General features: G+C 69.6%; 13 protein-coding genes. 11 read left to right on the plus strand and 2 right to left on the minus strand.

The features are described from left to right. Positions 1 to 760 precede the first annotated feature (760 nt). Both VFW66_03770 and VFW66_03775 read left to right on the plus strand, forming a co-directional pair. On the plus strand, positions 761 to 1,948 hold the full coding sequence (locus VFW66_03770; GenBank protein HEX5385798.1) for an ATP-binding protein: 1,188 nt from the start codon (positions 761 to 763) through the stop codon (positions 1,946 to 1,948). 274 nt (positions 1,949 to 2,222) lie between these two features. Next, a complete protein-coding gene (locus tag VFW66_03775; protein HEX5385799.1) occupies positions 2,223 to 2,783 on the plus strand; it encodes a hypothetical protein in 561 nt (186 codons plus the stop codon). 12 nt (positions 2,784 to 2,795) lie between these two features. Here the strand turns inward: VFW66_03775 and VFW66_03780 are convergent, their stop codons facing one another. Further along, a complete protein-coding gene (locus tag VFW66_03780; GenBank protein HEX5385800.1) occupies positions 2,796 to 5,033 on the minus strand; it encodes a protein kinase in 2,238 nt (745 codons plus the stop codon). Positions 5,034 to 5,098: 65 nt separating this feature from the next. Beyond that, a complete protein-coding gene (locus VFW66_03785; GenBank protein HEX5385801.1) occupies positions 5,099 to 5,458 on the minus strand; it encodes a VOC family protein in 360 nt (119 codons plus the stop codon). A gap of 338 nt (positions 5,459 to 5,796) precedes the next feature. Between VFW66_03785 and VFW66_03790 the strand changes: the two genes are divergently transcribed. From VFW66_03790 to VFW66_03830, 9 genes are all read left to right on the plus strand, one after another. Further along, entirely contained in the window at positions 5,797 to 6,579 is a 783-nt protein-coding gene (locus tag VFW66_03790) for a hypothetical protein (GenBank protein HEX5385802.1), read from the plus strand. 273 nt (positions 6,580 to 6,852) lie between these two features. Then, complete coding sequence (locus VFW66_03795) at positions 6,853 to 8,559, plus strand: serine hydrolase (protein ID HEX5385803.1); 1,707 nt, start codon at positions 6,853 to 6,855, stop codon at positions 8,557 to 8,559. Positions 8,560 to 8,753: 194 nt separating this feature from the next. Further along, entirely contained in the window at positions 8,754 to 9,191 is a 438-nt protein-coding gene (locus tag VFW66_03800; protein HEX5385804.1) for a heme-binding protein, read from the plus strand. Positions 9,192 to 9,305: 114 nt separating this feature from the next. Beyond that, positions 9,306 to 10,763, plus strand: a complete 1,458-nt coding sequence (guaB, locus tag VFW66_03805; protein HEX5385805.1) for an IMP dehydrogenase — start codon at positions 9,306 to 9,308, stop codon at positions 10,761 to 10,763. A gap of 51 nt (positions 10,764 to 10,814) precedes the next feature. Then, positions 10,815 to 12,320 carry an amino acid permease gene (locus VFW66_03810; protein HEX5385806.1) on the plus strand — a complete coding sequence of 502 codons (1,506 nt, stop codon included), beginning with the start codon at positions 10,815 to 10,817 and terminating at the stop codon, positions 12,318 to 12,320. A gap of 24 nt (positions 12,321 to 12,344) precedes the next feature. Further along, positions 12,345 to 13,367, plus strand: coding sequence for a bifunctional oligoribonuclease/PAP phosphatase NrnA (locus VFW66_03815; protein ID HEX5385807.1), 1,023 nt, complete (start codon positions 12,345 to 12,347; stop codon positions 13,365 to 13,367). Positions 13,368 to 13,418: 51 nt separating this feature from the next. Beyond that, the gene (locus tag VFW66_03820; protein ID HEX5385808.1) at positions 13,419 to 13,667 is read left to right on the plus strand and encodes a NifU family protein; all 249 of its coding nucleotides are present in this window, start codon (positions 13,419 to 13,421) and stop codon (positions 13,665 to 13,667) included. Positions 13,668 to 13,672: 5 nt separating this feature from the next. Beyond that, a complete protein-coding gene (locus tag VFW66_03825; GenBank protein ID HEX5385809.1) occupies positions 13,673 to 14,782 on the plus strand; it encodes an Mrp/NBP35 family ATP-binding protein in 1,110 nt (369 codons plus the stop codon). Between the two features lie 21 nt (positions 14,783 to 14,803). Next, complete coding sequence (locus VFW66_03830; GenBank protein ID HEX5385810.1) at positions 14,804 to 15,547, plus strand: SAM-dependent chlorinase/fluorinase; 744 nt, start codon at positions 14,804 to 14,806, stop codon at positions 15,545 to 15,547. Positions 15,548 to 15,594: the final 47 nt, after the last annotated feature.

The raw sequence follows: 15,594 nt of genomic DNA on the forward strand, positions 1-15,594 counted from the left end.
CGCGTGCATCGCGAGATCCGCCGAATTCGAATACCCCGCTTTCCATACGCCATATACTTCCGTGTGCTGGCCGAGGAGGTCGTTGTGCTGGGCGTGATGCACGGACGGCGACATCCACGCCGCTGGCAGTCGCGCCGCTGATCTCCAATTTGCGCACGGAACACGCATCGCCCTTCGCGCGCTTCGCCATACCGCGTCGACGCGGACGAGTGCGCGGCACGCGGATCACCGTGGGCGACGTGCGTCGTATCTGGCCGCCGGCTCCTCTCCAGAGCAGCTCCTGGCAGAATTTCCTCAGCTGACCTCGGAGGACATCCGCGCATCTCTCGCCTCCGCTGCCGAACGCGAGCGTCGAACGCTGACCATTTCGGCCGCCTGACCTGGCCGTGCGGCTGCTCGTCGACGAGCACCTGTCGGAGCAGCTAGCCGGCCTGCCTGGTGGGTCACGGACGGACGCCAGGTTTCCGAGCTCTCGGTCAGGCACAGCCGAGACCGAATCAGATTTGGAGCACCGCGCGGCACCAATCTCGCATCCGCCGCCGCGCGTTGCAGCATCTCGTCGCAACCTGCCGGGCACTATGCTCGCGCTGCTCGTCCACTTCGATCGCCTCATTCTCTGACACTGCGTTCGCGCGGTCCCCGGCAACGGTTCAGCCGCCGCTGTCAACATTTTGCCGGCGCGCGATCGGGGACGCCACTTGCATACGCCGCTCGGCTCCTCCACCGCATCCGATCGACCGCCACAGCGCCGAGCCCGAGCATGTCCGCCTCCGCCGCATTGCCCCTCTCGCTCCTCCCAGCCGCCCTTTACGACGCCCTGCGCGCCGCCGGCCGCGCCGTCGGGCTCGAGCTCGGCGAAGAAGTCTTCGTCCGCCCCATGAACCTCACAGCCGTACTCGCAAACATCCGCGCCGCCGGTGGCACCTGGCACCGCTTGCCCGGTCTCACCGAGTACCTCCTGGAGTGCTGCATCTTCTCGGAGGAGAGCCACCGTGCCTACGACTCGGCCGGCGAATTCTTCACGATCGGCGACGCGCCTTACGGCGGCCGCGATCTGATCACGCACGCCACCGGCGCCTACTCCGCGCGCGTGGCGGGCGAGGACTACCTCGTAGCCGGCTCCGTCGTCCCCACGCCCCGCGCGCGCCCCCGCACGTGGGATCTGGTGCACTGCGTCGTCATGCTCGGCCGAACGGGCGAGAGTCTTCGCACGCTCTGCCGCACACTGGGATCGATCCGCGAACCCCAACGCCTCCAGTGCTGGGGCGGCGCGCCCCGCAGCCTCAAGCCGCCCCGTGTGGAGGAGGCCGACGTGATCCTCGCGCCCGAGCTCAAGCGCGACCTCCTCGGCTGGCTCGATCGCTTCTGGAGCCTGCGCCGCCGCGCCGCCGCGCTCGAACTCTCGCCGCATCGCGGCCTCCTGCTCGCCGGGCCGCCCGGCACCGGCAAGACCCAGCTCGTCCGGCACCTGCTCACCCGCTACCCGGACGCCGAGGCGCACCTCTTCATGCCGGTGCGACGCCTCGAGTCGGAAAACGAATTCAGCTCGATGCTCACGAGCGCCGCCGGGGCCCGCGAGGGAGCGATGATCGTGATCGAGGACGTCGATCAGATCCTGACCTCGGGCGGCATGTCGCGCGAATATCTACTCAATTGTCTCGATGGGATGTTCCAGCTCCCGGTGCCCGCGCTCTGGGTGGCGACCTCGAACGACCCGCGCGCGCTCGACCAGGCCCTGCTCGACCGCCCGGGCCGCTTCGACCGTGTCGTGGTGGTTCCGGTGCCGGCCCGGCGAACGGGCGGCACTCGTGCGCCGCTTTCTCCGATCGCCCTCGGAGTCGGAGCTTCCGCCCGCCGTGCTCGAGGACGTGGTAGCCCAGAGCGAGGGCGTGGCCGGCGCGCACCTCAAGGCGATCTGCTCGGCCGCTCTGCTCAGGACGCTCGATGACGACCGCATGGACCTCGCGTCCGCATTGTGCGCCGAGTTCTCCGCCATGCGCCGCCAGCAGGGTGACGCTCGCGCCCTCGGCCGCGAACTCGTACTCGGCCGGTCCGTGGGCTTCCATCGCTGAGCGCCGCGGCGCCGCTCTTCGACTTCTGGTTCTTGCTCGTGGCCGCGATCTGGTTATTCCTTCTTGGCCTCGCCCGCATCGTGACCGGAACAGCGTTCTGGCCGCTGTAGCCAGACGGTAGCCAGGGATCTTCTATCGCGGAGATCACCCATGCCCCGCCGCCCCAAGTATCAGCTGGACCGCATCCTCGTCGAGCCCGCCGACAGTCGCCCTGCCACCTGGACCTTCGGCGGCGAAAGCCAGCGCGGCACTGAGCAATCCTTCCACGTCACCGACACCAACTTCCCCTCCCGCAACGCGTGGGAGTTCATCGTCCGCATCCCCCAGAAACCGGCCGACCGCGTCGAGGTCCGCCCCCGCACGGCGCCGAGCGTTGCCGCCTGGGCCGAGCTGCCCGACCGCTCGCTCACCTTCATGCGCGCCACCCGCGGCGAAGCCCGCGGCCGCCGCTACTGCCAGGTCGCCCTCGCCGACGCCTCCGGCGAGCGCAGCCGCGCCATCGTCCGCACCGACCAGCGCGGCGCGCTCCCGCCCTGGTTCGACGCGCTCCGCGGTCGCATGCGCATCAAGGAAAACGTGAAGCCCACCAAGGGCACCGACGCGCGCACGCTCGTGCTCCTCGTCGCCGAAGGCGACTACGCCGCCATGATCCGGCTCTTCTTTGCGCTCAAGGTGTGGGTGCTGAAGGAAGGATTCGAGATGCCGGCCTGACCGGCGCGGCGCTCACTCCAGATTCATCCGCCTGAGCAACGCCTTGAACCTCGGGTGCCCCCGGAGGCTCCTGAACAGAAACGACCCCTTCACCCCGTACACGCTCCCCGCCCGCTCTTCGTACGATTGTTCCAGCAGGTCCATCGCCCGGTCGTCCTCGCCGAGCCCCGTGTACACGTATGCCAGATGATATGGCGGCACGTGGCTCCGCCGCGACAACTCATCCAACTGCCGCAACACCTCGTACGCATCGTCCCGCCGCCCCGCGAGCGCGTACGCCTGGCCGAGCTGCCCCAGAAAGAGGCTGTTGCCCGGCGTCAGCGCCACCGCGCGCTCCACCTCGGCCACTCCCTCGTCCATCCTTCCCATGAGCACGTACGCCCACCCGAGCGTCGAGCGTGCGCGCGTATGGTCCGGCTCGAAGTCGACGGCGCGCAACGCCTCCGCCATCGCCTCCTCGTACCGTCCCGCGCGCAATAGCTCGGTCGCCACGTCCGACCGGTGCATCAGCGGGTCCAGCTCGTGCGCGCGCCGCGCCAGAGCCACCGCCTCGTCGTGCCGGCCGAGGGCGGAACAGAGCCATGCGTAGTGGTCGTACGCGTCCGCCGAGCCCGGGTTCAACTCGATGGCGATCTTGAACTCCCGCTCGGAGCCGGCCCAGTCGAAGTCGTGCACGCACTTGAGCAGCCCGAGCACCGCGTGCGCCTCGCCCAGATCGGGATCGAGCGCGAGCGCGCGGGTGACCGCCGCTATCGCCTCCGCGTACACCGCCTCCGAGCTGAGCGGGCTCCAGCCCTGGCCCGCGGAGTACTCGGCGTACGCGAACGCCATCGCGGTGTGCGCGAGCGCGTACCCCGGATCCGCCGCGATCGCCTGGCGGAAGTACTCGACCCCCTTACGGAATCCCTCCTCCGTGTAGCGGTCGTACCAGTGCCGCCCCTGGAGGTAGAGCTGCCACGCGCTGAGGTTGCGGGTGGGCTCCTGCGCGATCCGCGCATGCTCGCCGGACGTAAGCTCGGCCTTGAGCGCCGTGGCGATCTGCACCGCCACATCCGCCTGGATCGCGAAGATGTCCGTGATCTGCCGGTCGTACGTCTCGGCCCAGACGTGCTGGTCCGCTTCGGTGTCGATGAGCTGTGCCACGATCCGCACCCGGTCGCCCACGCGGCGCACGCTGCCCTCGAGCACCGTCGCCACGTGCAGCGCGGCGCCGATCTCCCGGAGTCCCTGCTCCCGCTTCTTGAAAGGCATCACCGAGGTGCGCGAGATCACCTTGAGCGAGCGGACCTTCGAGAGTTGCGCGATCACGTCCTCGGTGATCCCGTCGGTAAAGAACTCGTTCTCCGGATCGGCGCTGAGGTTAATGAATGGAAGCACCGCGACCGACGGCGCCCGCGGCTCCACGGTGGCGGGGGCCGCGAGCGCGTCCGCGAACGCGCGGGCCGAGGAGAAGCGGTCGGCCGGCACCCGCGCGAGCGCCTTCGCGAGCGCCCGGTCCACGCCGGCCGGCACGGCGCCGCGCAGCCGGCGCACGCTCGGCGCGGCGTCGATGAATCGCTTGGTCATCACCGCCTGCACCGTGGGACCGGTAAACGGCGGCTCGCCCGCGAGCATCTCGTAGAGCACGCAGCCCAGGCTGTACACGTCGCTCCGGGCATCGATCGCGCTGTCGCCCGCGGCCTGCTCCGGGCTCATGTACGCCGGCGTGCCGATCACCTGGCCCGTGCCGGTGAGCGCGGGGCTGGAGTCGGCGGCGGTCTCGAGCCCGCGCGCGATGCCGAAGTCGGCCACCAGCGTGTTGCCGTCTCTCGTGAGCAGCAGGTTTTCCGGCTTGATGTCGCGGTGGACCACGCCATGCCCGTGCGCGTACTCCAGCGCCTGGGCCGCGTCGCGCGCGATCCGGAGTGCGGTGTCCACCGGCAGCGCGCCTTCGCGCTTGAGCCGGCTTCGGAGCGTCTCCCCATCGACGTACGGCATGACGAACCAGAGCTCGCCCGCGGTCTGGCCCGAGTCGTGGACCGTGAGGATGTGCGGGTGCTGGAGCCGCGCCGCCGTCGTGATCTCCCGCTGGAAGCGCTCGGCCGCTGCGGTCGACCCGAACTCGGCGCGGAGCACCTTGAGGGCGACCGGCCGCTCGTGCCGCACGTCCCGCGCGAGGTAAACCACCGCCATTCCGCCGCGGCCGATCTCGCGCTCCAGGACGTAGCGGTCGCGGAGCGCGGCGGCGAGTTGGGTCGGGACCTGGGGCACGGTGCCAGTCTGGGGCGCGGCCATGTGGGTCAATCTGGCGAGGTCGACGGGATGCCGCCATGGTATCACGCGTTCGGCGGCTGCTCCGCCTGCGGCTCCGCGAACTCGAGCAGGTTTCCATCCGGATCGCGCACCAGCACGTCGCGCTCGCCCCACCAGCGCGTGGTCGGCCCTTCGATCGCGAGGCCGAGGCGTTGCAGCTCGGCCGCGGCGGCATCGAGATCTGGCACCTCCAGCTCCACATGGAACGGCCGCTTCGTATCTGCGAGAAGCCCCAGTCTCCCCTGACCGAACCGCAGCAACGCGAACTGACCGGGCATGTGGAACAGCATCGCAGCGCCCGGTAACTGGCGATAGAAGTCGAGTGAGCGGTCCACGTCGGCGACGTGGAGGGTGAGCCCGGCGAGTGCCACGGGTGGCGTCACGGCGATCTCCTTTGGGGGATGGTGGAGAACATACCGCCGGGCCGGCCGCGCGAAAGCGCGGGAGAGATGCGACGGCCCGGATCGCACGGATGAGCGCCGCTCGCGCATTACGCGCCTGGCGCAACCGTCTCGCAGCCAGCCACCCCGCAAACCCACGGCATTCTCCCGGGACGCTTCGCCGTCGCGTGAGCCTGGGGCATGGCGCTGCAACGGGTTACGTCGCCAACTCGGGACCCCCTCCACGCAATGGCCGATTGGCACGCGGAATGCCTGTGCGCGTCGGCACTTACGCAAGCGTTAGGCGCCTCGATTGCGCCGCCCGACCAACCCTTCTGCCGATGGAGCTACCCGTGATCGACATCTCGAGTGCCGTGGGCGGGTCGCGCCTGCGGGCCGCCGCCCTCACCCTGGGCGTCGTGCCGATGCTGGTGCTGGCCGCGTGCAGCAGTAGTCCCACGGGTCCCTCAAATAATTCCACCTCGTTCGACGGCGTGATTGCGAGCCCGACCCTCACTGGCGCCCTGAGCTTCAGCGTCGCCAGCACCACGCTGGACGTGGTGCGGGTGCAGGGCACCGCCGCGGCCCCAACTGTGACCCGGCCGGTCTTTGCCGCTGCGTCGACCGAGGTGACGGTGACCGGCACGCTCAAACTCGACGGCGGCGCGACCGTCCAGCTCACGGGTACCTACGACACCTCGAGCCACGCACTTTCGCTCTCCGGTGGCGGCTACACCTTTACCGGCACGTTCGCGAACGGACGCATCGACGGGACGTTCACGTCGCCCACCGACAGTGGCTCGTTCTCGGCCGAGTCCTCCGCCAGCGCGACGATTCGCAACTATTGCGGCACGTTTAGCGGCAACACTGACCAGGGGCACTTCAACATTACCGTGAACCTGACCGACGGTACGCTCTGGGGCGCGTGGGCCTCGGGGACCGATGGTAAGTCGGGCGGGCTCTCGGGAACTAACTCCGGCAGTAACGTGACAATCAACGTGCTGGAGAACGGCGCGTCGGTCGGGACCGTGGTGACCGGCACCATCACGGCGACCAGCATCAGCGGCACCTACGGCGGGTCCGGAGGCGACTCCGGCACGGTGACCGGCGGCGTTTGCTCGTAGGCACCACGACCGCGGGCGCCGTGTGCGCTCGCCGATCGGAAAGGCAGAACGGCGACCGCCGCCTCCGGGCGGCGGTTTGCTTGGCGGCATGGGATCGCGCGCTCAGCCGCGTTGCCCGATCGCGCCGGCTCGGCGCAAGGAAAATCCCCGCAACCATTCCCTCCGGCGGGGTGTCAGACTGGAGCCGGCACGCAAGGAACTCCAGTGATTATTGGCCTCGCATGCATCGTCCTGCTGGGTGGTGGCCCGGCGGGCCCGGCGCCCTCCACGGACATGGCGGCGCGCCTCATCGGCTTGTGGGGAAGCGAGCAGGTGCTGGGCCCGCGCGTGCACGGCACGCTCATCATACGCCGGACCGGCTGGGGGTGGACTGCGGAGATCGCCGGCCGGAAAACCGCCGTTCGCATCGCCGGCGACAGCGTAACGTTGAGCCTGCCCGGCGGCGAGGGCGAGTTGCGCGCGACGCTCTCGCCGGATCGCCGGCGCATCGCCGGACAGTGGATCCAGCCGGTGCCGTCGGGAAACATCCTCAGGTACACGAGCTTCGTGAGTCTCACGGCTGCCCCGGCGAGCGGCGGGCCCGCGCGCGAATGGCGCGGCGTCGTGCAGCCGCTCGAGGATCGCCTGTCGCTCTATCTGCTCGTGGACCGCCAGCCGGACAGCTCGCTCACCGCACTCCTCAGGAATCCGGACGGCAAGCAGCGCGACGCGCAATTGCGCGTCGCGCTGGACGACGCGCAGCTCCGCCTCACCGATTTGCGCGATTCGACCCGCCAGCTCGAGGGCGCGTACGACAGCCGCGCGGACGTGGTCACCCTTCATCTTGCCGACCTGGGCACCGCCGCCGTCCTCACCCGCCGCGACCGCACGCACGCCGCCGGCTTCTACCCGCACCCGCCGGCGCCCGCCCGCTACACCTACCGTCGTCCGGCCGACGATGGAGACGGCTGGCCCGTTGCCATCGCCGCGGACGCCGGCATGGACGCCGCGCCGCTCGCCGCGCTGGTGCAGCGCCTCTGGGACGTCGATCCCGCCGCGCGCGACGCCCCGCTGGTGCACAGCGTGCTGGTCGCGCGGCATGGCAAGCTCGTGCTCGAAGAGTACTTCTTCGGCTTCGACCGCGAGCGTCCCCACGACCTGCGCTCCGCCTCCAAGACCTTCGCCTCGGTGCTGCTCGGCGCCGCGATGGAGCACGGCGCACGGGTGAGCCCCGAGGACCGCGTGTACGCCCTCATGCCGGAGTACGCCGCCACCGCCGACGCCGATCCGCGCAAGCGCGACATGACCGTCGAGCACCTGATGACCATGACGTCCGGGCTCCCTTGCGACGAGAACGGCGACCAGACGTTGCCGGGCAACGAGGACGCCATGCAGTCCGACACCACGCAGCTCGACTGGTACCGCTATATGCTCGACCTTCCGCTGGCGCACGCGCCGGGAACGTTTGTCGGGTACTGCTCCGGCGGCGTCAACCTCGTGGGCGGCATTGTGCGGCGTGTCACCGGCACCTGGCTGCCAGCGCTCTTCCAACGTGACATCGCCGAGCCGCTCGGCTTCCGCGACTACCACCTGGACCTGACGCCGACCGGGGAGTTCTATCTGGGAGGCGGCGCCTATTTGCGTCCCCGCGATCTGCTCAAGCTGGGCCAGGTCTATCTCGATGGCGGCGCCTGGCGCGGCCGCCGCATCGTGAGCCGCGCCTGGGTGGAGCGGTCGACCACCTGCCAGGTGTACGTCGCGTCCAGGTGTGCCGACGGCTACGACTGGCATCTGAACGAGATTCGCGCAGGCGACCGCGTCTATCGCGAGTACGAGGCGAACGGAAATGGGGGTCAGTTTCTCATCGTGCTGCCGGAGCTCGACCTGGCCGTCGTCTTCACCGCGGGGAACTACCGCCGGTACGGAATCTGGCGGACGTTCCGCGACGAGCTCGTCCCGCTGTACATCATCGCGGCCGTGAAGCCCTCTGCGGCGCGGTAGGCCGCGCGCCGGCCGTTGCCCTTCCGGTCACTTCCTGACGAGATAATGCCGGACCCGAGTCATCGCGTGTGAGCCCCGCCACACCCGCGCCGCGTCCGCCGTCCCATACTCCCGCAATAACGCCCACCCGGCCCCGCGCACGCGGCGCGGGCAGCGCCGGCCGGCTCGATATGAGAGTTGCAAGGAGGTCCCCCATGGCGACGCGCACTGCGAAACACCCGGTCGCGCAGCAGGAAACCATCACCCTCGACGACGCTCGGCGCGTGATCGCGGCCGGCGAGGACAAGGCCCGCCAAGTCGGCCAGCCGGAGAACATCGCCGTCGTCGACGCGGGCGGAAATCTCCTGGCCTATCACCGCATGGACGGCGCGTGGATCGGCAGCATCGACATCTCGATCGACAAGGCGTTCACCTCGCGCGCGTTCAACCTGCCCACCAAGGCGCTGGCCAAGAAGGCCGAGCCGGGCGGCCCGTTCTATGGCATCCAGAACTCGAACGGCGGGCGGGTGATGATCTTCGCCGGGGGCGTGCCGCTCAAGCGCGACGGGCAGATCGTGGGCGCGGTCGGCGTGAGCGGCGGCAGCGGCGATCAGGACGAAGAGGTGGCGGAGGCGGCGGCCGCGGCGCTCTGATCGCTCGGCGCGCCCGACGATCGGGCCGACTCAGGCACCCGTGCGCCGCTCCGCGCGGGTGCCTTGCCTTCCCCCGCCCCCATTTCTACTCTTCAAGATGTTCCGCCACTCCACATGAGCCGAATCCGACCCGCTCCCGGGCTCACGTTCGACGACGTGCTCCTCGTGCCGAGGCACTCGTCCGTACACCCGCGCGAAGTCTCGACCCAAAGCCGCCTCACCCGCACCGTCCCGCTCAACATCCCGTTCGTCTCCGCCGCCATGGACACCGTCACCGAAGCCGACATGGCCATCGCCATGGCGCGTGCCGGCGGCATCGGCGTCGTCCACAAGAACATGTCCATCGACCGGCAGGCCGCCGAGGTCGATCGGGTAAAGCGCAGCGAGAGCGGGATGATCCTGAATCCGATCACCCTGGGCCCCGACCGCCCCGTGCGCGAGGCTTACGGCCTCATGCGCCGGTTCAAAATCTCGGGCGTGCCCATCGTGGACGGCGAGGGACGGCTCATCGGCATCATCACCAACCGCGACCTCCAGTTCGAGCGCAACCTCGACCAGCCGGTCCGCGAGGCGATGACCCGCGAGAACCTGATCACCGCCCCCGTCGGCACCGACCTCGACGAGGCCGAGCGCATCCTCGCTCGCCACCGGATCGAGAAGCTCCCCGTGGTGGACGATGCCGGCGTGCTCAAGGGCCTCATCACCGTCAAGGACATCTTCAAGCGCCGCGAGCACCCCGACGCCAACAAGGACCAGCACGGCCGCCTCATGGTGGCCGCCGCCGTCGGCGCGTCGCCCGACACGCTGCCCCGCGCCGCGGCACTCGTCCGCGCCGGCGTCGACGTGCTCGTGGTGGACTCGGCCCACGGCCACAGCGAGGGCGTGCTCCGGACGGTCGACGAGCTGCGCGAGCGCTTCCCCGACGTCCAGCTCATCGCCGGCAACGTGGCCACCGAGGCCGGCGCCCGCGAGCTGGTGCGCCGCGGCGCCGACGCCGTCAAAGTCGGTATCGGCCCCGGCAGCATCTGCACCACACGCGTCGTCACCGGCGTCGGCGTGCCGCAGGTCACCGCCATCATCGACGCCGTGCGCGGCGCGGGCGATGTCCCCATCATTGCCGACGGCGGCATCAAGTACTCGGGCGACGTTGTGAAGGCGCTCGCAGCCGGCGCGTCCTCAGCCATGATGGGCTCGATGCTTGCCGGCACGGAAGAAAGCCCCGGCGAAGCGGTGCTCGCCGAGGGCCGCCGCTACAAGCTCATCCGCGGCATGGGCAGCCTGGGCGCCATGCAGGACGGCTCGGCCGATCGCTACTTCCAGGAAGGCGAGATGACGCCCACCAAGATGGTGCCCGAAGGCATCGAAGGCCGGGTACCGTACAAGGGCCCCGTGGCCGACGTGGTCTATCAGATGGTCGGCGGCCTCCGCAGCGGCATGGGCTACTGCGGCGTCGCCACCGTGCCGGCCTTGCAGTGCGAGGTCGAGATGATCCGGGTCACCGCCGCCGGCCTCCGTGAGTCCCACCCGCACGACGTTACCATCACCCGCGAAGCACCGAACTACAGCGCCTGACGCTGCACCCGGCGGCGCGGCCGCCGCTCCCCACACCTCGAGGAGCCTCGCATGAGTCTCTGGGCCACGAAGTCGATCGCCGTGCTCCGGGCCGAAGCGGATGCCGAGGGCGAAGGCACGCTCAAGAAAACCCTCACGGCAACCAACCTCATCACCCTCGGCATCGGTGCCATCATCGGCGCCGGCATCTTCGTGCTCACGGGCCTCGCCGCCGCGCGGAATGCGGGTCCTGCCGTACCGCTCTCCTTTGTTGCGGCCGGCATCGCCTGCGGGTTCGCCGGCCTCTGCTATGCCGAGATGGCGAGCGCGGTGCCGGTGGCGGGGAGCGCGTATACCTACTCCTACGCCACCATGGGCGAGTTCATGGCGTGGATCATCGGGTGGGACCTCGTGCTCGAGTACGCCATGGGCGCCTCCACCGTGGGCGTCGGCTGGTCGGGCTACTTCGTGAGCCTGCTGCAGAACTTCGGCATCGACCTGCCGAAGTCGCTCACCTCGGCGCCGTACCGATGGTGCGAGACGACGGAGGTGGCCACGGGCGCCGCGGGATGCGTGGTGAAGGGACTCAATCCGACGGGAGCGATCGTCAACGTCCCCGCCGTCGTCATCGTCGCCATCATGTCGATCGTGCTGGTGATCGGCATCCGCGAATCCGCCAAGGTCAACAACTGGATCGTGGCGCTCAAGCTCGGGGTCATCGCGCTTTTCATCGTGGCCGGCGTCTTCTACATCAATCCGGCCAACTGGCACCCGTTCATTCCGCCCAACACCGGCGAGTTCGGCCACTTCGGTATCTCCGGCATCTTCCGCGGCGCCGGCTTGATTTTCTTCGCGTACATCGGATTCGACGCGGTGAGCACCGCCGCGCAGGAGGCCAAGAACCCGCAGCGCGACATGCCCGTCGGCATCCTGGGCTCGCTCGGCATCTGCACGCTGCTCTACATCGTGGTCTCCGCCATCCTCACCGGCATCATGCCGTACACCATGCTCGACGTGTCGCACCCCGTGGGCTTTGCGGTGGACAACACGCCGGGCCTCTCCTGGATGGCGTGGATCATCAACCTGGGTGCCGTTCTCGGCCTCGCGTCGGTGATCCTGGTGATGCTGCTCGGCCAGTCGCGGGTGTTCTACTCGATGTCGCGCGACGGGCTCCTGCCCGCGTGGGTGGCGCGCATCCATCCGCGGTTCCGGACACCGTACCTCACCCAGATCTTCGTCGGCATCTTCGCCGGGTTCTTTGCGGGCGTGTTCCCCATCCAGCTCCTGGGCGAGCTGGTGAACATCGGGACGCTGCTTGCCTTCGTGCTGGTCTGTGGCGGCATCATCATCCTCCGGCGCACCCGGCCCGACCTCAACCGGCCGTTCCGCACCCCGTGGGTGCCGCTGGTGCCGATCCTTGGCATCCTTTCGTGCCTTGGCCTCATGGCGACGCTGCCGGTCGATACCTGGATCCGGCTCTTCGTCTGGATGATCATCGGGCTCGTCATCTACTTCGCCTACGGGCGCCGGCACAGCACGCTGCACACCGGGGAGGACAAGCAGAAGTTCGCGGCGTAGCGACACCGCCTTATCTTCCGGCCCATGTCGCTCGCCCTCCCGGCCGACAGGGCCGCCGCCGCCACCGCGTTCGCCAGCCTGCTGGCGCCCGGCCTGCGCGCCTGCCTCACGACCCACGTGAACCCGGACGGCGACGGGCTCGGCAGCGAGGCGGGGCTCGCGCACCTGCTCCGGGCGCGCGGGCTCGTCGTTTCCGTGACGAATCCCACCCCCACGCCGCCGCGCTATCGATTTCTGTTCGATGACCTCCCGGGAGTTGACCACACCGCCGACGCGGTGAAGGAAATTCGCCGCGCCGATCTCGTCATCGTGCTCGACATTTCCGACGTGGGCCGCCTCGGCATGCTGTCGGACGCGGTGCGTACGCGCGGGGTGCCGGTCGGCTGCATCGACCACCACGTGAGCCCCGGCTCCTTGCCGGATGGCCCGCGCTATGTCGATCCCGGCGCCGCCGCCACCGGGGAGCTGGTTTACGAGATCGCGGTCGCCAATGGCTGGCCGCTCACCCGCGCCGCCGCGCACGGGCTCTACATCGCCGTGCTCACCGACACCGGCGGGTTCCGGTTCAGCAACACCCGGCCGCGTACGCTTCGCGTCGCCGCCGATCTGCTCGAGACCGGTCTCGACCCCGAAAACATCTATCTCGAGGTGTACGCCCGCGCGCCGGAAGGGCGCCCGCGGCTCTTTGCCGAAGCGCTCCAGACGCTCGTGGTGGAGCCCGAGATCGGGCTCGCGTGGGTCACCGTGCCGCCCGGCGCCATCGAGCGGCTCGGCGTCTCTTCCGATGACCTCGACGGCGTGGTCGAATTCCCCCGCTCGATCGAAGGCGTGCGGATGGCGCTCCTCTTTCGCGAGGTGTCGCAGGGTCGGATCAAGGTGTCGCTCCGGTCGGTGGGAGACGTCGACGTGGCGGCCTTTGCGCGCCCCTTCGGCGGCGGGGGACACACCAAGGCCGCGGGCCTGGCACTCGCCGGCTCGATGGCCGGCGTGCAGCACACGATCCTCGAGGCCGCGCGTGCCTATCTTGGACCGAACGGGAAGCGTTGAACGCGCCCGCGGTCGCCCATATATTGCTATTGCCGAGAGGATTACTAGGAATTGATCGGGCTGACCGCGATGGACACGATCGAACGCATAGAGCGCACGCTGGACACGCTGCGTCCCTACATCGCCTCTCACCGGGGCAATGTGGAGGTCGTCGATTTTGACGAGCACGACGGGCGCCTCCTGCTCCGCCTCGGCGGCACCTGCCACGGCTGCGCCGCGTCGTCGGTGACGCTGCGCCAGGGCATCGAGCTGCGCCTGCGCGAGCTGGTGCCTGAAGTGAAGCACGTCGAATCGGTGTAGCCGACGTGGCCGATTCGCTCGAAGCCCAGGTCACCTCCGCGCTGGCCCGCATCCGGAATCCCCGGCTCGACGCCGATCTCCTCTCCGGCGGCATGATCCGCGACCTCGCCGTCACTTCCGACGGCAAGGTTTCCTTCACATTTCTGCTCTCGCGTGAAGACCCCGCCACGCTGGTGCGCGAGGCGCGCGCGGCCGTTTCGAGTGTGGAGGGCGTGCGCCGCGACGATGTGAAGATCAGCGTGGTCGACCCGAGCGGTCCCGCAAAGGCGACGCACGGCCCGCCCGGCGCGGTGCCGGCCACACCGCCCGCCGCGCCGCAGGCGCCCGAGCAGCCGAACCTGGGCCGCGTGATCGCGATCTCGTCGGGCAAGGGCGGGGTGGGGAAGTCGACCGTCGCCGCCAATCTCGCGCTGGCGCTCGCCGCGAGCGGGCAGGCGGTGGGGCTCATGGACGCGGATATCTACGGTCCCAACATCCCGCGCATGTTCGGCGTCTTCGAGCGCCCCCGCATGATCGGGCCGCGCATCCAGCCGATCGAGGCCTCCGGCGTCAAGCTCATGTCGCTCGGCTTCCTTGTCGAGCGCGATGCGCCGGCCATCTGGCGCGGGCCGATCATCATGAAGGTGGTGCAGCAGTTCTTGCGCGACGTCGAGTGGGGCCAGCTCGACTGGTTAATCGTCGATCTGCCGCCCGGCACCGGCGACGCGCAGCTCTCGCTCGTCCAGGCGACCCACGTCTCGGGCGCCGTGATCGTGACGACCCCCCAGGAGATGGCCGTGGGCGACGCGCTCCGCGGCGCCCGGATGTTCGAGCGCGTGGGCGTGCCGGTCTTCGGCGTGGTGGAGAACATGAGCGCGTACACCGATCCCGACACCGGCCAGCGGATCGACCTCTTCTCCTCCGGCGGCGGCGAGCGGCTCGCCACCGAGCTCGGCGTGCCGCTCCTGGGCCATGTGCCGCTGCAGCCGCGGCTCGCGGAGCACGCCGATGCCGGCCGGCCGATCGTCGTGGCCGAGCCGGAGAGCGCCGCCGCGCGGAGCCTCAAGCAGATCGCGGAGGGCTTGCAGCAGAAGGTCGGCGGCCGATCGTTCGCGCTGCCGATCCTCCGAGGGTAGCCGCCCACGGCCGTCATCACGCTGCTCACCGATTTTGGCGGCGCCGATTCCTACGTCGCCGAAGTGCGCGGCGTTCTCCTGACACAAGCTCCCGGTGCAGTCCTCGCCGATATCACCCACACCATCACCCCCGGCGACGTCCGCGCCGCCGCGTACGTCCTCGGCCGCGCATGGCACCGCTTTCCGCTCGGCACGGTCCATCTCGTCGTGGTGGACCCCGGCGTCGGCACCTCCCGCACCGCGCTCGCGTTCCACGCCCGCGGTCATTTTTTCGTGGGCCCCGACAACGGCGTCTTTACCAGCGTTTACCACGACACTCCTGTCGAGATGGTGACGCTCTCCGTCCCATCCGACGCGTCCCCCACCTTCCAGGGCCGCGATCTCTTCGCCCCCGCCGCCGCCGCCCTCGCCTCCGGCCGCCCGCTCGCCGCGCTCGGCCCCGCTTTCGCGGGCATTCCTGAACGCCTGGTGCTTCCGGAGCCCCGATACGAGGGAAAGACCCTCGTCGGCCAGGTCATCTACGTCGATTGGTTCGGCACCCTCGTCACCAACCTCGTCGCGGAGCAGGTGCCGTCTCATGCATCAGTTATGATCGAGGATCTCGACCTGGGTACCCTCCACCGCACCTTCGGCGACGTGCCCGCCGGTGCGCTGGTGGCGTACGGGGGATCAGGGGGACTGGTCGAGGTTGCCGTGCGCGATGGATCTGCGGAACGGCGGTTGGGAATGGGCGTAGGAGGACGGGTGAGGGTGGTGCTCGGGTAGGCGGACAGGCGGACAGCCGGTCGGGCGGTACGGTGCTCACGGGCTGA

The organism is Gemmatimonadales bacterium (assembly GCA_036279355.1).
In the GTDB taxonomy this organism is placed as follows: Bacteria; Gemmatimonadota; Gemmatimonadetes; order Gemmatimonadales; family GWC2-71-9; genus DASQPE01.